The 21,838-nt window shown below is 41.5% G+C and carries 19 protein-coding genes and 1 tRNA gene; 16 read left to right on the forward strand and 4 right to left on the reverse strand.

Annotated features, from left to right (window positions below):
* Nucleotides 1-5 precede the first annotated feature (5 nt).
* The 3 genes from ubiH to nagP all read left to right on the forward strand — a co-directional run bounded on the left by ubiH (nt 6) and on the right by nagP (nt 3,867).
* A complete protein-coding gene (ubiH, locus tag D0907_RS04440) occupies nt 6-1,187 on the forward strand; it encodes a 2-octaprenyl-6-methoxyphenyl hydroxylase (protein WP_065978399.1) in 1,182 nt (393 codons plus the stop codon).
* Nucleotides 1,184-2,350 (forward strand): FAD-dependent monooxygenase, encoded by a 1,167-nt coding sequence (locus D0907_RS04445; protein ID WP_036970414.1) that lies wholly within the window; start codon nt 1,184-1,186, stop codon nt 2,348-2,350. The genes ubiH and D0907_RS04445 overlap by 4 nt, the downstream gene beginning before the upstream one ends.
* A 212-nt stretch (nt 2,351-2,562) precedes the next feature.
* The gene (gene nagP, locus D0907_RS04450; RefSeq protein ID WP_036970411.1) at nt 2,563-3,867 is read left to right on the forward strand and encodes an N-acetylglucosamine MFS transporter NagP; all 1,305 of its coding nucleotides are present in this window, start codon (nt 2,563-2,565) and stop codon (nt 3,865-3,867) included.
* 106 nt (nt 3,868-3,973) lie between these two features.
* Here the strand turns inward: nagP and mutH are convergent, their stop codons facing one another.
* The gene (gene mutH, locus D0907_RS04455; RefSeq protein ID WP_075593899.1) at nt 3,974-4,645 is read right to left on the reverse strand and encodes a DNA mismatch repair endonuclease MutH; all 672 of its coding nucleotides are present in this window, start codon (nt 4,643-4,645) and stop codon (nt 3,974-3,976) included.
* 540 nt (nt 4,646-5,185) lie between these two features.
* Here mutH and rppH point away from each other — a divergent pair.
* The 12 genes from rppH to D0907_RS04515 all read left to right on the forward strand — a co-directional run bounded on the left by rppH (nt 5,186) and on the right by D0907_RS04515 (nt 15,443).
* Nucleotides 5,186-5,704 (forward strand): RNA pyrophosphohydrolase, encoded by a 519-nt coding sequence (gene rppH / locus D0907_RS04460; protein WP_036970409.1) that lies wholly within the window; start codon nt 5,186-5,188, stop codon nt 5,702-5,704.
* 36 nt (nt 5,705-5,740) lie between these two features.
* Nucleotides 5,741-8,017: a phosphoenolpyruvate--protein phosphotransferase gene (ptsP, locus tag D0907_RS04465; RefSeq protein ID WP_036970406.1), complete on the forward strand. Its 2,277-nt coding sequence runs from the start codon at nt 5,741-5,743 to the stop codon at nt 8,015-8,017.
* A 75-nt stretch (nt 8,018-8,092) separates the two neighbouring features.
* Nucleotides 8,093-8,902: a sulfite exporter TauE/SafE family protein gene (locus D0907_RS04470; protein WP_065978398.1), complete on the forward strand. Its 810-nt coding sequence runs from the start codon at nt 8,093-8,095 to the stop codon at nt 8,900-8,902.
* Nucleotides 8,903-8,916: 14 nt separating this feature from the next.
* A complete protein-coding gene (gene lgt / locus D0907_RS04475; RefSeq protein ID WP_036970400.1) occupies nt 8,917-9,720 on the forward strand; it encodes a prolipoprotein diacylglyceryl transferase in 804 nt (267 codons plus the stop codon).
* A gap of 13 nt (nt 9,721-9,733) precedes the next feature.
* On the forward strand, nt 9,734-10,585 hold the full coding sequence (locus D0907_RS04480; protein WP_036970397.1) for a thymidylate synthase: 852 nt from the start codon (nt 9,734-9,736) through the stop codon (nt 10,583-10,585).
* Between the two features lie 26 nt (nt 10,586-10,611).
* Nucleotides 10,612-11,493 (forward strand): UTP--glucose-1-phosphate uridylyltransferase GalU, encoded by an 882-nt coding sequence (gene galU / locus D0907_RS04485; RefSeq protein WP_065978397.1) that lies wholly within the window; start codon nt 10,612-10,614, stop codon nt 11,491-11,493.
* Between the two features lie 465 nt (nt 11,494-11,958).
* On the forward strand, nt 11,959-12,543 hold the full coding sequence (locus D0907_RS04490; protein WP_065978396.1) for an SPOR domain-containing protein: 585 nt from the start codon (nt 11,959-11,961) through the stop codon (nt 12,541-12,543).
* 75 nt (nt 12,544-12,618) lie between these two features.
* Complete coding sequence (locus D0907_RS04495) at nt 12,619-13,209, forward strand: hypothetical protein (protein WP_036970393.1); 591 nt, start codon at nt 12,619-12,621, stop codon at nt 13,207-13,209.
* Nucleotides 13,210-13,276: 67 nt separating this feature from the next.
* Nucleotides 13,277-13,870: a FlgO family outer membrane protein gene (locus D0907_RS04500; protein WP_036970392.1), complete on the forward strand. Its 594-nt coding sequence runs from the start codon at nt 13,277-13,279 to the stop codon at nt 13,868-13,870.
* Nucleotides 13,871-13,884: 14 nt separating this feature from the next.
* Complete coding sequence (locus D0907_RS04505; RefSeq protein WP_036970388.1) at nt 13,885-14,562, forward strand: FlgO family outer membrane protein; 678 nt, start codon at nt 13,885-13,887, stop codon at nt 14,560-14,562.
* Between the two features lie 8 nt (nt 14,563-14,570).
* A complete protein-coding gene (locus tag D0907_RS04510; protein ID WP_118844075.1) occupies nt 14,571-15,236 on the forward strand; it encodes a FlgO family outer membrane protein in 666 nt (221 codons plus the stop codon).
* Nucleotides 15,237-15,368: 132 nt separating this feature from the next.
* Nucleotides 15,369-15,443, forward strand: a tRNA-Arg gene (locus tag D0907_RS04515).
* Nucleotides 15,444-17,219: 1,776 nt separating this feature from the next.
* Here the strand turns inward: D0907_RS04515 and D0907_RS21265 are convergent.
* Both D0907_RS21265 and D0907_RS04525 read right to left on the reverse strand, forming a co-directional pair.
* Complete coding sequence (locus tag D0907_RS21265) at nt 17,220-17,396, reverse strand: tyrosine-type recombinase/integrase (RefSeq protein WP_118844076.1); 177 nt, start codon at nt 17,394-17,396, stop codon at nt 17,220-17,222.
* Nucleotides 17,397-17,927: 531 nt separating this feature from the next.
* A complete protein-coding gene (locus tag D0907_RS04525; protein ID WP_118844077.1) occupies nt 17,928-18,992 on the reverse strand; it encodes a zinc-binding dehydrogenase in 1,065 nt (354 codons plus the stop codon).
* Nucleotides 18,993-19,129: 137 nt separating this feature from the next.
* Between D0907_RS04525 and D0907_RS04530 the strand changes: the two genes are divergently transcribed.
* Nucleotides 19,130-20,137 (forward strand): AraC family transcriptional regulator, encoded by a 1,008-nt coding sequence (locus D0907_RS04530; RefSeq protein WP_118844078.1) that lies wholly within the window; start codon nt 19,130-19,132, stop codon nt 20,135-20,137.
* 34 nt (nt 20,138-20,171) lie between these two features.
* On the opposite strand, the gene nhaD is transcribed toward D0907_RS04530, so the two are convergent.
* Nucleotides 20,172-21,605, reverse strand: coding sequence for a sodium:proton antiporter NhaD (nhaD, locus tag D0907_RS04535; RefSeq protein WP_036970244.1), 1,434 nt, complete (start codon nt 21,603-21,605; stop codon nt 20,172-20,174).
* Nucleotides 21,606-21,838: the final 233 nt, after the last annotated feature.

Genomic DNA, 21,838 nt, shown 5'->3' on the forward strand with positions numbered 1-21,838 from the left:
CAAACGTGGCAGAGCAGTTTGATGTTGTCATTATCGGCGGTGGTTTGGCTGGCGCAAGTTGTGCATTAGGCCTAAAACACAGCAATAAACAGTTATCAATCGCTGTGATTGAAGCAAATGAAGTAAGTGCAAACTATCACCCAAGCTTTGATGATAGAAGTATTGCACTGGCTCAGCAATCGGTTCAATACTTACAATCCATTAATGCATTTGATTGCCAAGCGCAATTTGCTGCTGCAATTGAAAAAGTAACGGTTTCTGACCGTGGTCACTTTGGTAAAACCCACATTGATTGCCATGAATATGCGCAAGATGCACTTGGGTATGTCGTTGAGGTGAATCCATTTGGTCGCAGCTTGCACCAGCAGTTAACTCGCACAGATGTGAGCCTGTTTTGTCCTGACACGGTTGCTAAACTTGAGTACCAAGCCGATGCTGCGAACGTTACTTTAAGTTCGGGCGAACAGCTGAGTGCAAAACTGGTGGTTATAGCCGACGGTGCTAATTCGAGTAGTCGAAAGCTGGCTAATATTGAGTTTAATACGCGCCCTTATCAGCAAGGCGCGATCATTGCCAATATTGAAGTGGCGGGTGGTCATCATCATCACGCATTTGAACGCTTTACCGAGCATGGCCCGATGGCGCTTTTGCCCATGAGCAATAACCGTTACTCGTTAGTATGGTGCATGGAGCCTGAGCATATAGATGCGCACATGGCGCTTTCAGATGATGCATTTTTAGCTGCTTTGCAAAAGTCGTTTGGCTATCGTGCCGGCACGTTCAGTAAAGTTGGTATGCGTGCCAGCTACCCGCTGGTGTATGGAAAAGTAGACGCGCTAAGCAGCCATCGAACTGTACTTATAGGTAATGCTGGTCATGCTATTCATCCCATTGCGGGGCAGGGCTTTAATTTAGGCTTACGTGATGTGCAACTACTTTGTGATATGGCGCACCGCAGCGATTTAGGTGATTACGCTTTTACCCGCTACTATAGCCAAGTGCGCAGTCAAGATATTGCCACGGTTATGACTTTAACTGACAGCTTGGTGCGGTTATTTTCAAATTCATCGCGAATGCTTGCGCTTGGTCGTAGCATTGGTCTTTTCTCAATGGATTTATTCTCCTCGTTAAAAACCCCGTTAGCCAAACAGTTAATGGGTCAAGTTAAGCAAGGTAAACGAATATGAAACAAGCACAGGTTTGTATTGTTGGCGGTGGCTGTGTAGGCCTTACGCTTGCACTTGGTTTAGCTAAAGCCAATATTAGTGTGGTGGTGATTGATGCCAGTGAAAAGCAGGCGCTTCCGGGGGATGAGTATGGCCTTCGCGTTAGTGCGCTGAGTCTGGCGAGCCAAAGTTTGTTTGAGTCACTGAATGTGTGGCCTGAAATTATTAAGCAACGCGCCACGCCTTATACCTCGATGGATGTACGCGATAAAGACAGCTTTGGCAAAATTCATTTTGATCACAATGATCTCGACTTACCGCAGCTTGGTCATATCGTTGAAAACGACATTATTCGCTACGCTTTAATTAGTGAACTTGAAAAGCAAAGTAATGCCAGCTTATTATTCGAAACCCGTTATCAACAAATACATCAAACAGAGTCCGATGTCTTTATTACACTTGAAAGCGGTGAGCCTGTGATTGCTAAATTGCTGGTAGCAGCCGACGGAGCAAACTCGGCGATTCGAAAGCAGTTCAATATGCCAATTACGTTTAAAGATTATGATCATCATGCCATTGTTGCGACTGTAAAAACCGATGATGAGCATAATCACACAGCACGCCAAGTGTTTTTACCAACCGGCCCTTTAGCGTTTTTGCCGCTGCCTGATAAACATACGCATTCGATTGTGTGGTCAACCAGCCCTGTGCACTGCGAGCAGTTACTAGCACTTGACGATACCGAGTTTAATAAAGCACTACTGGCTGCACTGGATGGCCAATGCGGTTTATGCGAAGTTCAAAGTGAGCGCATGGCGTTTCCACTTAAAATGCGTTATGCACAGCAGTGGGTGTCGGGCAAAGTCGTGTTAATGGGGGATGCAGCGCATACTATTCACCCACTTGCCGGGCTTGGCATGAACTTAGGCTTAAAAGATGCCGCTTACCTAATTGAGTTATTAACCAATGAGCAGGGTGAGTTTGCAAGTACACGCACGCTGCGTGATTATGAACGTACCCGTAAGCTTGATGCGCAAAAACACATTGCCATGATGCAAGGACTAAAAGAGTTATTTGCCGGTGCTAATCCGCTTAAAAAGCTCGTGCGCGGTGTGGGGCTTAGCCTTGTTGATAACTTGGGGCCAATTAAACACTTGTTCGCAAAAGAAGCGATTGGTAAGTAATAACTAAGCCGTTGTAAATATTTAAATAAAGCCGTAACTAGCCAGCTAGTTACGGCTTTTTTACGTTTAGCTGAATGCAAAATGATAGCGCTGTCATTTTTGTTAGTGTATGATTAAATTTTTGTGATTGGTATGGAAATTAAACAGCACAATGATGTTTTAAAGCCAGCCAAATAAAAATAATTAATTAAAATAACTAGTTGAGAAAAATTATGGAAGCAACGGTTGAGTGTGACAACAACACAAAACAAAGCATTTGGCTGCCAATGGTATTGGCAGGATCAATGTTTTTTATTCTGGGGTGTATAACGTGGCTTAATGGTGCAATTACACCATTTTTGCAGCAAATGCTTGAGCTGTCGCCGTTACAAGCTTCGTTTATTATTTCTTCGTTTTATATTGCGGTTACTGTTGCAGGTATTCCCTCAGCGATGCTCATAAGACGCGTTGGTTATAAAAATGGAATGGCGATTGGCTGTGCTGTCATGGCGCTGTCGGCGTTAATGTATATTCCTGCCGCGAAACTGCAAATGATCGAAATATTTTTATTTGCACAGCTTATGATAGGTGTAGGTCAAACAATTCTTCAAACGGCTGTTAACCCCTATGTAGTAAAAATGGGCTCTGAAAAATCAGCCGCGGTGCGTGTATGTATTATGGGCTTATTGAATAAGTTTGCTGGAGTTATCGTACCGGTGATCTTTGCTGCGGTCGTTGTAAGCGGTGTAGTCGATGGTGCGGGTAAACTGTCGCAAGAGCAAAAAGACATTATGGCCAATAGCTTAATTATGCCGTATGTATTAATTGCGGGTCTTATTATGTTATTTGCTGCGTTCGCAAAATTTGCGCCTCTTCCCGATTTAGTGTTTGACGAAGGCGAGTCATCAAATGGTAAAGGTGAGTTAAAAGAAACACTTGCTCATCCGCACCTTGTTCTAGGTGTTGTGGGTATTGCTTTGTATGTCGCAGTTGAAGTGATTGCTGCCGATACGATTGGCTCTTACGCTTTGCAAATTGGCGTTGCTGATTACTCCGTTATGACTTCGTACACAATGGCGTGTATGTTGATTGGCTACGCGATAGGTATTGCAACTATCCCACGTTTTATGAGCCAGCAAACAGCGCTATTAATGTCGGGTATCGCAGGCATAATCACCGTGCTACTGGTGGTATTTGGTAGCAATGACTCGTTTATTATTTCTAATCTATTACTTGTGCCATTTGGAGGCCCTGAACTCCCCGATCCTTTATTGTGTATCGCGCTACTTGGTTTTGCGAATGCGATGGTGTGGCCTGCAATTTGGCCATTAGCATTGGCGGGTTTAGGCCGCTTAACTGGCACTGCATCGGGGTTGTTGATCATGGGTATTGCAGGTGGTGCTTTAGGTCCGCTGCTGATTGGTTTAGGTAACGTAGCAGGGCTGGGCGCGCAAGGTGCGTATATTGTTATGATCCCAAGTTATCTATTCATTTTATTTTATGCTCTTAAAGGCCATAAGATGAAAAGTTGGAAATAACAATACGTTAAGAATTCAAGTTAGAACAAAGCCGCGACGACCATCATCGCGGCTTTTTTACGAGTTAGCACGACAAACCGGATATAAATACAAAGAGTTGCGACCCTTACAGCTGAAATTGGCGTTTTAAAATCTCGCCGGTAAAGCTTGTTTTTAAATAAAAGCCGCGAGGTAGGGTTTGGATCACATGCCCATTTGGCCCAATAGCATCAGTAAGCGCTTTACTGTTAGCCGCTTTTGGTCTTATTTGCATTACATCACCCAAGTGTCCCGAAATTTCATCGATTCGACCCAGCGCGATAAGTTCCATTTGCTCTTCCCAGTCACGTTGCAACTGTGCATCTTGCTCAGCACTGGGTTGCCATAAAAAACCACTGCCAATGGTACGATTAAATGGCAGAATTTCGCGTTCTCCCAAAATCGGTAACCACAACACATGATTGAGCTTTTTACGCACCGTACTTTGCTGCCATGTAAGACCTGTTACGTTCAATAACGGCGTAACAGAGACAAAAGTTGTCTCTAAGGGTTTACCTTTAAACGAAATAGGCAAGGTTTTTAACTCAATACCAAGCTCTTCAAAATCAGGAGTGGGTTTCGAGCCCGCTGTTGCCCCTAATACATATTCAATAAGCTGACCGGTCCAGCCTTTTTCACGCAGCAAGTCATCGGGTGTTTTAAATTGGTACTGCTCTGCAAGCTGGCCGAGTGTAAGCCCCGTTATTGCATTCACGCGTTGCATTAATTCGTTGATTGAGCTTGGTTTTAGTGGTCGCATACGGCGTTTATTTGATTGTGTTATTAACCTTAACATGATAGCAAATGCGCATTGCCGTGGATATCTTTGTATTTGGGTGTTTTTTGCGCATGTTGAAAGTGAGTTAAAAATAGTCAATTTGTTTTGTGGGAATAACATCTTAATGTATTGAAATTTAATGACTTTTGTCGGTGTTTGATTTTTGGCTGTTGTATTAATTAGACAGTTGTTTGTATAAATACAGATATATGAACATGTTTATCCACAGTTTCTGTGGAGAAAGTGCTTTTTTGAACTGGCTATTGTGGATTTGTTTGCAAAATAAGCATGATTTACAAAAGTTATGCACAAGCTGTGGGTAAGGTGAGAAAAATACGGTTGTAAACTACTATTTTATTAAAAGCGCGTATTTTCGTAATAATTGCTTTCTAACATATTGATTAAAAGCGCTTGTTAAAATGCTAATTTCAAATCTGGTTTCGGCGAAGGTGTAAAGTGTTTGCTGTATCGCAGGTTATGTGGAACAATCAATAAAAATCGACTTACAAATGAGGCACTAAGGTGATTGATGCCGAAGGTTTTCGTGCCAATGTCGGAATTGTAATTTGCAATAATCAGGGACAAGTATTTTGGGCTCGACGTTATGGTCAGCACTCTTGGCAATTTCCCCAAGGTGGTGTCGATGATGGTGAAACAGCAGAGCAAACCATGTACCGAGAATTACACGAAGAAGTGGGCTTGCTTCCTGAAGACGTCGAGATCGTCGCAAGTTCAAAACATTGGTTACGCTACAAATTACCCAAGCGTTTAATTCGCAGAGACTCAAGTCCTGTGTGCATTGGGCAAAAACAAAAATGGTTTTTACTGAAATTACGTTGTAAAGACGAAGATGTAAACTTACTTAAAACTCATCATCCAGAGTTTGATGACTGGCGATGGGTGAGCTATTGGTATCCGGTGAGGCAAGTTGTGTCATTCAAGCGCGATGTTTACCGTCGTGTAATGAAAGAGTTTGCCCCGTTTGCAATGCCGTTTAATAAACGAGAACAACATAAAGATAATTGGCGACAAAAGCGATAAGGGCAACTTTATCAACTAAATGAAAGGAGCAGCATCATGTTAGCCACGCTCAGATCAATTGCTGAGGCTGTGTCGCAACAAGCGGACTTAAACAGTGCCTTAGCGTGTTTTGTGCAAATGGTAAAAGATGCCATGCAAACACAGTGCTGCTCAATTTACTTTGCTGATTACAGCCAAGACAACTTTGTATTAATGGCCACGCAAGGACTTAACCCAGATGCTGTGGGTAAGTTTAGAATTGGTTTTACCGAAGGCTTAGTTGGCTTAGTGGCGCAACGCGAAGAGCCAATTAATATAGCGTTCGCTAAATCACACCCTCGCTTTAAACTCTCTCCAGAAGTTAATGAAGAAGGCTATAACGCGTTTTTATCTGTGCCTGTGGTGCATCAAAAAAAAGTGCTGGGCGTTATTGTAGTTCAGCAAAAGTTAGCGCGTGTTTTTAGTCCCGATGAAGAATCTTTTTTAATTACTCTTTCGGCACAACTTGCATCGCAGCTTGCACATGCCGAGATCAAAGAGATTTTAAGGCTTGATGAGTTCTCGCATCAGACTTCGGTACTCAAAGGGGTGTCGAGCGCGCCGGGTATTGCCATTGGTGAAGCTTTTGTGGTGTTGCCTAAACTCGATTTTAAATCGATTGAGTTGCAAAAAGACGATGACATAAGCACGCAACGTAAATTATTTACGCAGGCTGTTGCGGCAACACGCAACGAGTTTAATACGTTATCAATGACATTAAGCGATTCGATTCCGCAAGAAGCGCTCGCGGTATTCGATGTGTATCAGCAGCTACTTGATGCAAAAAGCCTAGGCAAAAATGTTGAAGAGCAACTTCAACAAGGCTGGAGTGCAAAAAGCGCATTAAAAATAGTTATCGAAAAGCTGGTGGCGCAGTTTAACGCCATGCAAGACCCATACATAAAAGAGCGCGCAGTAGATGTTAAAGACATTGGTTTGCGTGTTTTACACCACTTAGTTAATACTGAGCATGCGGCAAAACCTTACCCTAAAGACACCATTTTAATTGCCAGTACGCTAACACCTGCCATGCTTGCCGAAGTGCCCAAAGGGCATTTAGCGGGGGTGGTTAGTGTAAATGGGGCAGCAAACAGCCATGCGTCAATATTAACGCGAGCAATGGGGATACCCGCTATTTGGGGTATTGAAGACGTTCCCTTACTGCAATTTGAAGGTAAGCCGATGATTTTAGATGCCTACGCAGGGCGTTTATATATCTCACCTTCGCAAATGCTCCACGATGAATACAGCCAATTAAAATACCAAGAAACATTACTGAATGATCGTTTCGTCGCAGAGCAGAACCTAGATGCGGTCACCTTAGATGGCGAGCACATTAGCTTATTGTTAAATGCAGGCCTTGAATTAAACACAGAGCAAGACAACAAACTGTTTTGTGATGGAGTGGGTTTGTATCGTACCGAAGCCTGGTTTATGCAAAAGGGGCAATTTCCTTCGCAGTCGGAGCAAGAAAAGTGGTACCGAGAAGTGCTTACCAGCTATCACCCGAATCCTGTGGTAATGCGCACCTTAGATATCGGCGGTGATAAAGTATTAGACTACTTTAATATCACAGAAGAGAATCCTTTCTTAGGGTGGCGGGGTATTCGCGTCACCTTGGATCATCCTGAACTATTTTTAGATCAACTCAGAGCGATGTTAAAGGCCAATATCGGTTTAGGTAACCTTAGAATAATGTTACCCATGATCAGTGGCTCTGAAGAAGTCGACGAGTCAATTAAGTTAGTTGAACAAGCGCTGTTCGAACTAGAAGAACAATACCCAGAGCAAGCCATTGACCGCCCAGAAATTGGCATTATGTTAGAGGTCCCTTCAAGTATATTCATGCTCGAAGAGTGGTCACAAAAAGTCGACTTTTGCTCTGTGGGTAGCAATGATTTAACTCAATATATGCTGGCCGTTGATCGCTCTAATGCGCGTGTTGCAGAGCTCTTTAACCCCTATCATCCTAGTGTGCTGCGAGTGCTACTTAAAGTTGCTCAAGAGTGCCAAAACCATGAATTACCCTTTAGTTTATGTGGTGAGCTTGGTGGTGACCCAGAAGGGGCATTATTACTAATCGCCATGGGGTATCGTCGCTTAAGTATGAACCTTTCATCAATCAGTAAAATTAAATTTGTACTGCGTCGCTTAAAAGTAAGCGATATGGAGGAGCTGCTTAGCGAATGTTTATTGCAGCCTACCGCTAAGCAAGTATTGAGGCTCACACGTAACTTTATGATAGAGCACCAATTGGGTGAGTTATTTTACACCCCTAGCCAAGGGCAAGCATGAGAGTAAATTGTACTGTGAAGCGTTTATATATTCGTTTAGTATATACATATAACAAACTGAATATATGAGTGTGCTATGCATGACGTAATACTTTTAATGGTGTACTGCGCTATTTTAGGCAGTGTAGTAGGGTTTTTAGCCGGTCTGCTTGGCATTGGTGGTGGCTTAATTATTGTGCCTGTACTGAGCGCCATGTTGGTATCATTTAATGTTGCTGACTCAAGCCATGTATTAGTTATTGCCATAGCCACCTCACTTGCTTCCATTATTTTTACGTCTACCTCTTCAGCGTTGGCTCATCATCGTAATGCTAATGTGCCGTGGGAAATTGCTCCTTGGGTCATGACCGGTGTAGGTATTGGTGCACTCGTGAGTGGCTTTGCGGCGAGTTTTATTCCTGAGCAGTTATTACGTTTAGTTTTTGCCACGAGTGTGGTGTTTATCGCGTTACGCATGGTGTTATCTACACGTACCAAGGCTGCAAGTGAAAAACCATTGCCCTCAGGTCCCGTAATTGGCTTTTTATGTGCAATAATGGGGGCATTATCAGGACTGATTGGTATTGGTGGCGGTGCACTTATTGTGCCTTTGCTGCATTATTTCTCTGTCGATATTAAAAAGGCCATTGGTTGTGCCGCAGCATGTGGTATTGTCATTGCGCTGTTTGGCTCGGTTGGTTATGTGTCTGCAGGTTGGCAAGTAACCTCCTTTAGTGATGGTTTTGCCGGATTTGTTTATTTACCCGCATTAGTCGGCATCGTTGTCACGTCGTCATTAATTGCTCCTTATGGTGCAAAAGCGACGCATTATTTACCTGTGGCAACAATAAAAAAAGTATTCGCGCTATTACTTGTCATAATTGCGCTTAAAATGGTGTTTAGTTAAAGGTTTTTATTTTTATGGCTCTTCAATTTCCAGAGATAGATCCGGTTATTTTTTCGGTAGGACCGCTCAGCGTACGTTGGTACGGTTTAATGTATTTAATTGGTTTTGCTTTAGCTATGTGGCTGGCAAACCGTCAAGCTGCAAAACCTAATTCTGGGTGGACGAAAGAGCAAGTAAGCGACTTATTATTTTACGGTATGCTCGGGGTAATACTCGGTGGGCGTATTGGCTATGTGTTGTTTTATCAGTTTAGTTATTTTATTGAAAACCCGTTTTATTTATTCAGAATAGACCAAGGTGGCATGTCATTCCATGGCGGCACACTGGGGGTTATTACCGCAATTATGGTCTTTGCCTGGACACGTAAAAAATCATTGTTAGAGGTCGGCGATTTTGTGGTGCCATTAGTGCCATTGGGCCTACTAGCCGGCCGCATAGGTAACTTTATTAATGGTGAGTTATGGGGACGCGTAACCGATGTACCTTGGGCGTTTATTTTCCCTACCGGTGGGCCAGAACCACGCCATCCGTCACAACTATACGAAGCATTTTTAGAAGGCTTGGTGCTATTTTTAATTTTGCAATGGTTTATTAAAAAGCCACGCCCAGCAGGGAGTGTCGCCGGTTTATTTTTATTAGGCTACGGCGTATTTAGATTTGTTGTTGAGTATTTCCGTGAGCCAGACGCGCATTTAGGCCTATTTGCAGGTGTGATTTCAATGGGACAAATACTCTCGCTGCCAATGGTATTTGGGGGCCTTGGTTTGTTAATATGGGCCTACATGAAGCCGCAACGACGCGTTGCAAGCAAAGCATAATAAGAGCAAGTCAATGAAACAGTATTTAGATTTATGTCAACGCATTGTTGATGAAGGCGTGTGGGTCGAAAATAAGCGTACAGGCACCAAATGTTTAACCGTTATTAATGCTGACCTTGAGTACGATGTAGCAAACAATAAGTTTCCGCTTATAACAACACGTAAAAGCTTTTATAAAGCAGCCATTGCAGAGTTGTTAGGCTACCTTCGTGGTTACGACAGTGCGGCACAGTTTCGTGATATCGGTTGCATGACATGGAATGCCAACGCGAACGAAAATAAAGCTTGGCTCGAAAACCCGCATCGACGTGGTGAAGATGATATGGGCCGTGTGTACGGCGTACAAGGCCGTAGCTGGCAGCGCCCAGATGGTACACACCTTGATCAACTTAAAAAGGTAATTACTAACTTATCTAACGGCATTGATGACCGAGGTGAAATTGTCACGTTTTATAATCCGGGCGAGTTTGAGCTAGGTTGTTTACGTCCGTGTATGCATACGCACACTTTTTCATTACTGGGTGATACTCTATACTTAACCTCGTATCAACGTAGTTGTGATGTGCCACTGGGTTTGAATTTTAATCAAATTCAATGTTTTGTGTTATTAGCGTTGGTTGCACAAATCACCGGACACAAGCCCGGAAAGGCGTATCATAAAATAGCAAATGCACATATTTACGAAAATCAGTTAGAGTTAATGCGTGATGTACAGCTCAAGCGTGAGCCATTTGCATCACCTACACTAAAAATAAATCCAAATATTAAATCACTTGAAGACATTGAAACTTGGGTCACAAAAGACGATTTTGAAGTAGAAGGTTATCAGTGTCACGATGCAATTAAGTATCCGTTTTCAGTGTAAAAAGAAAAAAGTTTAAGGAGAAATCAATGAAAGCAGTGATCCCAGTTGCTGGTCTTGGCACGCGTATGTTGCCTGCAACAAAAGCGATTCCAAAGGAAATGTTACCTATCGTTGACCGCCCTTTGATTCAATATGTGGTTAATGAGGCGATTTCAGCGGGAATTAAAGAAATCGTATTAGTGACGCATTCAAGTAAGAATTCTATTGAAAACCACTTTGATACGAGCTTTGAGTTAGAAGCAACATTAGAAAAGCGTGTTAAACGTCAACTACTCGCAGAAGTACAGTCTATTTGTCCTAAAGATGTCACTATTATTCAAGTACGCCAAGGTGAAGCGAAGGGGTTAGGCCACGCAATCAACTGTGCAGCGCCAATCATTGGTAATGAACCGTTTGTGGTTATTTTACCCGATGTGATTATTGACGATGTGGCGAGCGATCTAAAAAAAGACAACCTTGCAGAGATGATTGGACGCTTTGAAAGTACTGGTCAAAGCCAAATTATGGTTGAGCCTGTGCCACTTAACGAAGTTGATAAGTTTGGTGTGGTTGACCTAGGTGATGCGAAAATTAAACAAGGTGAAAGTGCCGCTATTTTAAATATGGTTGAAAAGCCGCCAATTGATCAAGCGCCTTCAAACCTCGCCGTGGTTGGTCGTTATGTATTAAGTAAAAACATTTGGCCACTTCTTGCAAAAACCCCAGCAGGGGCAGGCGATGAAATTCAGTTAACAGACGCGATTGCAATGTTAATGGAAAAAGAAACCGTTGATGCCTACTCAATGAAAGGGAAAAGCCATGACTGTGGAAGCAAAATAGGCTATTTAAAAGCGATTGTTGAGTTTTCATTACGACGCGATGAATTTAAAGATGAGCTCACCGACTTCATAAAAACGCTGGTTAAATAATCAATTCTATTTGATTAGTTAAAAATGATGTAAAAAAAGTGTCTATATGGCACTTTTTTGTTATTTACATGTCATGCACAATTGTCGATTATTACCTAATTAAGGACTTTTCTGATATACCTTTGTATTAGCAGATTGCTAAGATAGTTATTACAGAAAAGTGCTTAGTTACCCACTGTAGAATAGCTAATTAAGCTATACTCATAAAAATACCTATAATGAAACGGATTTTTACTGCTTTAGGTTGTCGTATATGAAAACTTAAGCTGAGGGTGCTACTAAGTTTTTATTGCAGTTAGTAGAAGCACTGTACTGAAAATATAATAATAAAAAAGCAATTTGTTAGTGTTTTCTTGTTTAATATCTAAACGATATTTCAGGCTTTTTACAGGCAGGTAAGTACTAACAAACGGTCTTCTCAGATTAAGAAGCAAATATATAATGGTACGTTTAAGAATCCTGCTTATGAAATATTGCTTAAAACCGTTGCGTTACAGCGCGTGCCTAATGGTGCTGTTTGTTGTATCGGGTTGTAGTAACCATTCATTACCTACCACATTATTTAATTTTTTGTCGTTTAGTCATCTATTTCAGTCAATGAATGTTCAGGCCAATGAGCAAAGCCTATTAGCAAACGTGCAATCGCTGCCTGAGCTAAGCACAGATGGCGCAGAGAGCACAGATAGCGCGTTACCTGCAGCTGGGCTGCCTACTAAAGAAGAGCCAGATTCTATGGCTAAATCAGACGAGCGTAAGAGCAGCGAACAGGTTAAACCTGAATACAGTTTTGCATTACAGCTTGTTGCAGTAAATTCAGAAAAAAACTTAGCCATTACATTTAAAAAAATGAAGGCCTTAGCCCCTGAGGTATTTCAAGGCAAACCGCTATTAAATGTTGAAGTGGCTGATGTTAATCAAAACACCTATTACCGTTTAAAATTTGGTGGCTATAAATACCTTAAAAACGCAACCGCTGATTGTGAAGCCATTAAGCGTCAAGGGCTTGATTGTTGGGTAAGTAATTATACCGATAATCGCATTTACCTATAGCGTGCTGATATAAAGGCTAAAAGCTGGCATTTTATTTGCTGTGCTTAAGCTCTGTTTTTTTAGCTGATGATAAATATGCCAATTTCAACGTTGTTCAAACACTTATTAATTACTGCCAGTGTGAGTCTGTTGCCTGCATGTATGTTGCTGCAACAGCAACCAGAGCCGCTATATACAGAGCAACAAATACAGCAATTTGCGGCTCAATATCAATCACAGCAGCAAAGTATTGCCCGTTTAACCGAAATGGAAAATGATTTACGCATTATGACGGCCGAACTCAATAGTAAGCCAGACGTGCAAACGCTCTCTAAAGCATCTAAGAGTGATCAAACTCATTCCGATAACGCGCCAGTAACCTACAATGATGCCGTAGCGCGAAATGCTCAGGCGCCTGCTGGCGCTCAGCTTGGAGTGTATTTAGACCCAAGCCAAATTAAGCGCCAAGTGTTAATAATGAAAAAACAGTATCCCGGTGCATTTGATAAACTAGAGTTTGTGTTTTTAAAACGCCCCACAAAATCACAAACACGGTATGCACTGCGTGTTGGCCCGTTTGCCAACTACAACGAAGCAACCGTGTTTTGTTACCTTGCTAAACAGCTTCAACAGCACTGTTTAACCGCGCCTTTTCTAGGCGAACCACTCGACTTATCACGTCGCTAAAACGATTTATACTAAGTAGGCACAGTTATTGCTTTTAATTAACCATGTTCGATATGGGATGGCAATTATGCGTCTACTAGTGTCATTAATATTTTTAAGCTTAGCGGGTTGTAAGCTCTCTGAAGAGCCAAAACCAGTGGTAAGTACAGCAGCACCAAAAGCCGTTATGGCGCCTTATACGGTACACCAGTATGTGGCTGATTTAAGTTCGCAATTAAGCCGAATTCAAGGGGCTTTTAAAAGTAATGCACGCATTGCTGTAACCAGCTTTTACTTGGCTGATGCACTTGATTCGGGCCTTGCAGAAGGTCAGGGGGCAGGGCTTAGTCAACAAATTCAAGAAAGCTTAATGACGCAATTTGCTCAGCTTGGTTACCATACCATTGAGTACCGATTAGAAAATAATTTAAATTTACAATCATCTGCCGATAGTATGTTAAGCAGAAATACAAAAAATTTGCGCCAACGTCAGAATATTGACTTTGTGATCACCGGCACCTTAACGCGGCAACAACATGCCTATATTGTTAATGCCCGTTTAGTGGATGCAGCCGATCAGCGTATCGTGTCTGCAGCCAGTACCGAGATCCCCATTAATGTAATGTGGGGAAGTGAAAAAGTTCAGCAGCGCGGTGGCATGATCTACCGCAGTGAATACTAATTAGGAGTCCACTCATGAGACGTTTACTACTCAGCTTATGTTTACCATTAGGGTTCGGCTGCGCACAAATGATGTCACCCTCACAAACGATAGACACCAAAGAGCCACAGCTTACTCGCAGTGAGCGCGCGGTTGCCGCACCACAAACAAATGTGTCGGTTTATCAAAGTAGTCAGGCCGTTAAAAATAACACCACCTTTACTGCAGCCCCTACGCGCAAAAATATAAATCATTATGTACGTGGATTAATGCAAGACATGGCACAAAATCTTCAATACGTTAGTGATAAAACACCCCTTGCCGTATCGAGTTTCATCTTTTTAGATGATCAATACAACACATCGAGCTTACTAGGTAATCAAATTGCCGAAAGCTTCATGCACGAACTGCATACGTTTGGTGTGCCTGTTGTTGATTTTAAAACCACAGACTACATTCGTGTAACCCCAAGCGGTGATTTTGTGTTTAGCCGTGATTATTTAGAGTTGAGTCAAGATCAAAACTTTAATTACGTACTTGCAGGCACGTTAGTAAACCACCAAGGTGGTGTGTTGGTAAATGCACGTATTATTGGGCTTGCCAGCAAAGCCGTGGTTGGCTCGGCACAAGGCTTTATTCCGCAGTCAGTGGTTGATGCTCTTGATAGTAGCAACCGTACCGACGGTATTATGCTTAAACAAGCGAGTGAGTGAGGTAAGCTATGAGCAAGTTTAAACTTGTTGCATTAACCGCCGCTATGACACTCAGTTTATCTGGGTGTGAGTTACTTAGCCAAGCGCCTGAGCCAAGCAACCAGACTGCGAGCAACGCACCAACTAACTATGATATAAACACCATGATGCTACTTGCTCAGCAGCAAAATGAATCAGAGTTACAAACCAATAGTCGCCAATTTAAGCCTTATCAGCATTATAAAACGTTAGGTAATTACGTTGAACAAATGGCGCTTGATATAGCCGACACCATGCAACAAGAGTCCGAGCTTGGCATAGCCGTGACCTCGTTTGTCGATTTAAATGAAAGCCTACAACAAAGTAACCAACTTGGTAATCAAGTGGCAGAAACCTTGTATCATCAACTGCAAAAGTTTGGCTACGGTGTTATTGATTTTAAGACGCGCGATAGTGTGGTTATTGATAAAACAGGTGATTTTGTTTTTTCACGCGATATCAACGAATTAACCAAGCGCCGAATTGCAAGTCATGTGCTAGCGGGCACCTTAATTTATCGCCCGAGTGGCGTTGAAGTGAATGCCCGCGTGATCAACTTAACCACCAAGCAAGTTGTCGCCACCTCAAACAAAGTAATCCCTTACTTTGTGCTGCAAAATGAGTCGATACAGTCGGCAACAGCCCAGCTAAACTAACAAAAATTAATACCAACCGGCTAAAACCGTAGTCGGTTGGCATAATCTCTTGATTACCAAAGCCTTAGCCCGTTATAATTTTACGAGTTGCATACCGCTAGTGACCGTCACTAGAAAACCCAGCGCAAACGTGGCCTCTTAGTTAAATGGATATAACGGCCCCCTCCTAAGGGGCAGTTACAGGTTCGATTCCTGTAGGGGCTACCAATCTCACATTTTTTCCTAATACCGCATGTCTAGCATTGTGAGTTGAGATTTTAAAATCTAACGATGTTCTTATATTAAACTAGCCAGTTATATTCAGGCAGCTTCGTGTCATGAGCGGATATTAATAACATTCTGCTAAACGGCGAGCACTAGCGAGTCCAGTGGAGGATGCGCTTTTTGCAACCGTAACGAAGTTTGAGCGGTTGGTTAGGCAACATTACTCTCTGGCTTAATTTCTTTCATTTTGTAAAAAAGAACTGTTCAAGACTGATTTCACCTTTATTTTTAAAAGCAAATATAGACATAGAAACAGCAAGGTGTTCACTTATTGATTTCTCTATATCAGTAAGCTCAACATTTAATTGTGTCAATTTGTCCAATTTAGCTATATCCACTGAGTTAGCAGGTAAAATATCTGAACGCTACAATGAGCGCCCAGATATAAGTTAGTCTATATTTTGATCAACATTATTTAAGCTTAGTTAAATCATAGTAAGCCTTTATTAAACGGCATACTATAGTAGTCAAACCAGACAAAATTAAAACTATTTGCTGTATTTCTAATAGTGAAATGTCCATGAGACAGCCCTATGTAATATTAAAATTTAAGCAAATGCCAACTGGTCGGATGTGTTATTGCATTGTTTGGTGTTATATTTAAGCCGTCTAAAGATTAAATTAACGTGTGTATGCATGTACATCGTTCAGGTGGCACTTATTTGCTTTGTAAGTGCTCTCTACTTTTCAAAAGCAATTTTCATTGTCATCACATATAAAAGTCCTTAACTAAAAATTTATTAATTGATCTTACTACTCTTCTAAATTTGAAGCAAACGCCACACATGAGAGTAACGTACTGTTATAAAAGAAGTTAAATGATTTTATAAAAAATAAATCAATTATTTTTGTTAGATTTTATAAGCTTTTTAACGTTATTTTGAACATTACAACAAAATTGAAAGCTATAAATGTAATAAAAAATGCTTACTTACCTTACTATGTGGATAGTTTAAAGCAAGGTTCAGTATAGTTAATCGCTTTATATAAGAATTTATAAAAATATGCTTCAGAATTTAAAATCGTCTTATGACACCTTTGACATAAAAAAGGAATGAACTTTTAACAGCTCCCCCCTTTTTGATTATCCTCAATGATCAACCTACTATTTCACATAACAGATTAGTTCTTCAAACCATACATCGCCTTGATTGCAGGAGACCTAATGTTACCTAGATGGCTTGCAGAGCCTTCATCCCATTATCTATACTCATTATTTAGTTCTAGGATTATACTTTGAAGGTTTTCATATTCAGGTACTGGTCTAAAGAATCCGATTAAAGCTATAGTGATAGACACTATAGCTAAAATATGTTCTCTCAAGGTGTCATCCGATTTATACCATTCCGCAAAAATACTTAATCATTTTGAGTGATTAAACCAGTCGCTACCTGCGTTAAAAATTTCTGATTTAGAACAACTAAATAACTAAATTTTTGCCTTGTTATCAACGCGGTTTTATTGCCTCAAAATAGACCACTTAATTAAGCGTAATGGTATTAGGGTATTTAACACCTGATCTTCCCCTGAAGAGTTTGAAGTCTGATACAAATCGGCAAGCTAGGTGTATACTAATTTAGGGGAAGATCAAAATACTCAAGAAACTCTATTAGGGATGAATCTCCAGATAAATGAACTTTGTAAAAAATTTGCATGATATGCCTTAAATATACCTGAAATAACAAGGTTCATTTTTGTAGTATATTAACCTATTCTTCATTATCCAATCAAATCAACTGCAGCGGCTTTATGTACTAGCGCTAAATGCGCATATCTCAGTGTCATTTTTAAGTCACTATGACCTAACAGCTCCCGCACAGTATTTAAGTCTACACACGGCATTACTAGCATGCTTGTAACGTGGTGGTGTAAATCATGAAACCTCGAGTTAGTGATATTTGCACTCTCAAGTAGGTTAGCCTAGTTGTATCTAAAATCGTTTAGCGGTTGCCGATTACCACCTTTGAATAGGTGGCCTATATCACCTGATAAATCTTTTCAGTGAATAAGGTGTTGAACGCATCTGTATTTAGTGGAATGTGGCGAGAATTACCCGATTTAGCATTTTGGAAATCTACTGTGAGGACTTTATTTGTTAAATTGATTGTGCTGTTCCTTTAAATGATTATATTAATCATGATGTTATGTAAGAAACAATTAATAAGTTACAACAACGAATATAATTCGTTTATCAATAAAAGAACTCCAAGTAAGAGATTTCTTGCCATTCTGACAAGTAGATAGCTTAAACCGCATAAGAGGGCTTTAGCTATTTAAAGTGATTGAGTTAGGTTTTTCTAACTGCCATGGGTAAAGCGAATAACAAAGGTTTTTACTTATCGGTTTTTAGAATATCTGTTTGCTGGTTTTAGGGGCTACCAAGTTGCATATCAACCCGAATAACCCCCGTTTTAGTCATTGTGATGACTAATCTGTTACTTTTTCTAATGCACCTGTGCGCCATGGTTCGATGATAATTTTAATGTGGTCGTTTGGTTTAAATAAGGTGTCGAATGCGCCTTGTACACCGTCGATGCCGACTTTGCCGGTGCGCATTTTTTGCCACGCTATTTTGCCCGAGGCGATATTCTCAAGTGATTGAGCGAACTCTTCAGGTTGATAGTAATAAGAGAAAATAAGGTCGAGCTCTTTTACGGTTGCATACGCAAAGTTCACTTCGAGTGGTGCGGTATGAATGCCTGTTACAATAATTTTTGCTTTGGCTGGCGCACGCAAAATATAGTCGTTTAGTAGGCGGCTTACACCTGCACATTCAAAAATTACTACCTTGTGATCGCCTGCGAGTGTGGCCGCTGTTTTTACTTCGTCATCGGCCATGGGGTTTACGTAGTGTGTTGCACCAAACTCAAGGGCGATTTGTTTTTTACTCTCTTGCGGGTCAGAGGCAACAATATGTTTTACGCCTTGCAGTTTTAGAGCGGCAATAGCGGCAAGACCAATAGGTCCGCAACCTACGACAACGGCGACATCATCTTTATTCATGTTTGCGCGATTAACGGCATGCAAGCCCACAGCAAGAGGCTCGGTAATGGCGGCGGCTTCTGATGGCACGCCATCAGGAATAGGTAATAATAGCGCTTCATCAACAATAAAGTACTCTGAATAAGCACCATATATACCGGGTGTTACTCCAACTCCAGCACCGCCTGCCGACATTAAAATAGGCACCGATGTTACGCGAGTGCCCGCAGCAAGCTCGCCTTTTGTATCTGGACCGTAGCTAACAATTTCAGCGGCATATTCGTGGCCGAGTAATACTTCTTGATCGTTCCCTGCGCTTTTATCCATGATGCCAAGGTTCTTATAAATATCAAATACATCGCTCGTATGGCGAGTAATATGAATGTCTGATCCGCAAATTCCACACGCAAGACTTTTTACAAGTACTTGTCCAGGCCCAGGTGTTGGAATGGCTATTTGTTTTACATGTAGTTGGCCATTTTGCATAGCGACCGAATTCATTTGGCTCATATGTGTATCCTCAATTGAACGGGAAAGGTTTTCACCTTGTGTGCTATCTACACTAAGTAAACTGGCAGGGTATATCTTGACTTTTTACGACAAAAACATGATAAATTGCGACATAACAAAGCAATAAGAGCATTAACATGGACTATTGTGTACGTGCAGGTTCGTTAGCTGGGTATCAAGAGTTGGTGAATGAGCTGGGTGCAAACCCTATTAGCTTATTAAAACAAGCGGGTTTTTTACCTAGCCACTTGCGTGACGCTGATAACATGATTGTATACGAAAAAGTATCGCACTTATTAGAGCTAACGGCACTGCAGCTGGCCGACCCTTTATTTGGTTTTAAGTTGGGATTACGCCAAGGGATCCGCGCGTTAGGATTAATTGGCGCACATATGGCGCAGCAAGAAAATATTGCGACAGCCTTGAGTATTGCACGTAAATATTCATTTATGCATGTGCAAGGCGCGCAGTTAGCGCTAACACATTTGACGGCAAAACAATGCGAGTTGCAAATAAGTTTAGTGATAAACGAGTTAAGCCGCAGCACACTAGTCGTGCAATTAAGCATTGCGCTTATTTACCGTATTTTACGTGATATGGCGGGGGCTGATTTTGAGCTTCAGTGTATTTGTTTACAGCAGGCTATTAGCCACGAACAGCAAAAAATACTCCGTAAGATGTTTCAATGTGAAGTTGTGCCACAGGCTCAAAATAATGCTTTATTGTTTTCGTCGCATATTTTGATGAAAAAACCAATTCGTCCAGATAATTTAATTACCGACATTATTAATCAGCAATTTCAACTAAACAGTGCATCTGTAGTGCTACCTATTAGCGATTTAGTTAAGCACAGCATTACAATGTTATTACCGACAGGTGAATGCAATAAAGACAGCGTGGCTTTAAACCTTGGTATGCACCCTAAAAAGTTAGAGCGATCGCTCAAAGAAGCCGGAACAAGCTTTCGGGAAGTGTTAAATGAAACACGAAAATCAATTACGTTACGTACTCTCGAAATGAGTAATATGTCGATGACCACCTTGGCATTGAACCTTGGTTATGCAGAGTTCTCGGTGTTTAGCCGCAGTTTTAAACATTGGTTCGGGCTGTCGCCTCGTGCTTTTAAGCGGCAAATAAAGAGGTAAGCCCTCGGCGCTTTACCGAGGGCGTATTACTGAGTTAGTTAAAATAACCTGTATTTAGGTATAAATGTGTGACCACCCCTGCAAAATAGCCGAGCAAAATAACCGGTGTCCATTTTAAATGGCTATTAAAGGTGTATATACCACGCGCTTGCCCCATAAGAGCCACACCCGCAGCTGAACCAATTGACAATAGACTGCCGCCAATGCCAGCGGTGAGGGTAATTAATAGCCATTGACCATGAGACATATCTGGCATCATTTGCAGTACTGCAAACATCACAGGTATGTTATCTACCACAGCCGACATTAAACCTAAGATTATATTTGCACCTGTTGCTGACCAGTTGTTATAAAGCAAATCAGACAACAAGCTTAAGTATCCGATAAACCCTAAACCACCCACACAAATTACAATGCCATAGAAGAACAGTAGGGTATCCCATTCTGCGCGAGATACGCGGCTAAATACATCAAATGGCACCACGTTTCCTAAACGCTCTAAACGCTGTTTATCACCTTCACGCTCTGCCATAGCACGTTTTCTTGCCAGTGAACCCGGTAGGGTTACACGTAAGAAATAACCAAAGAACTGTAAGTAACCAAGCCCCATCATCATACCTACAACAGGGGGTAAACCAAACGCTGTTTTAAGTACCACAGCCGTAAGAATGGTAAGTAAAAATAGGCATAAAATACGGATAGCACCGCGTTTTAGTTCCACATCTTCATCGGCTGTTTGTGGGTGTTTATTGTTAATAAAGAAAGACATCACTAAAGCAGGAATAATATAGCTGACTAACGCGGGTAAAAATAAAACGAAGAACTCAGAAAAGGCAACAACATCGGCCTGCCAGACCATAAGTGTGGTTATGTCACCAAATGGGCTAAATGCACCGCCCGCATTGGCAGCAATAACAATATTAACGCACGACATAGCAATAAAGCGGTTATCATCGGTTGCTACTTTCATTACCACGGCACATAGCAGCAATGCGGTGGTTAAGTTATCTGCCACAGGCGAAATACAAAAAGCGAGTACGCCACTGATCCAAAATAATTGTTTATAACTAAAACCGCGTGCGACTAACCAGCTACGCAGGCCGTCAAATAGGCGGCGCTCTTCAAGCGCGTTAATGTACGTCATCGCGACCAGTAAAAAGAGCATTAACTCAGAAAACTCAAGCAACGCATGACGAAATGCATTGGTGCTTAAGTCCGACATGTTTTGGGCGCTGTATTGCCACGCAATTAAGGTCCAAATAATACCGGCAGCGACAAGAACCGGTTTTGATTTTCGTAAATGGATTTTTTCTTCAAGAATAACGAGTACATAGGCAAAAATAAAAATAGCGACACAGATAATGCCGACGGGGTGGTTAAGTAGGTCAATAGCGGCTGTTGTTTCAGCGTAAGCTTGGCTACTGAATCCTACCAAGGAGAGCAGGAGTCCTAGTATCAGTTTGTTCATTGTGTGTTCCATTTAGTCATATTTAGAGTCGACGGTATTTACTGTGTGAAGCGGTGGCTATTTTAGATTTTTTTTGTACTTTTTGTAACAAAGAAGTAATAAAAATGTAGGTATATCCAATATAAATATGAGTAATGTTTAGGTATGAAGGTGCTAAAAATAGCAGGGGAAAAGTTCGTAAGGTACATAGGCCGCGATTTCTAATGGGCAGAATCGTTAAAGGTTTTATTTAA

The organism is Pseudoalteromonas lipolytica, assembly GCF_003515105.1.
GTDB lineage: Bacteria > Pseudomonadota > Gammaproteobacteria > Enterobacterales > Alteromonadaceae > Pseudoalteromonas > Pseudoalteromonas lipolytica.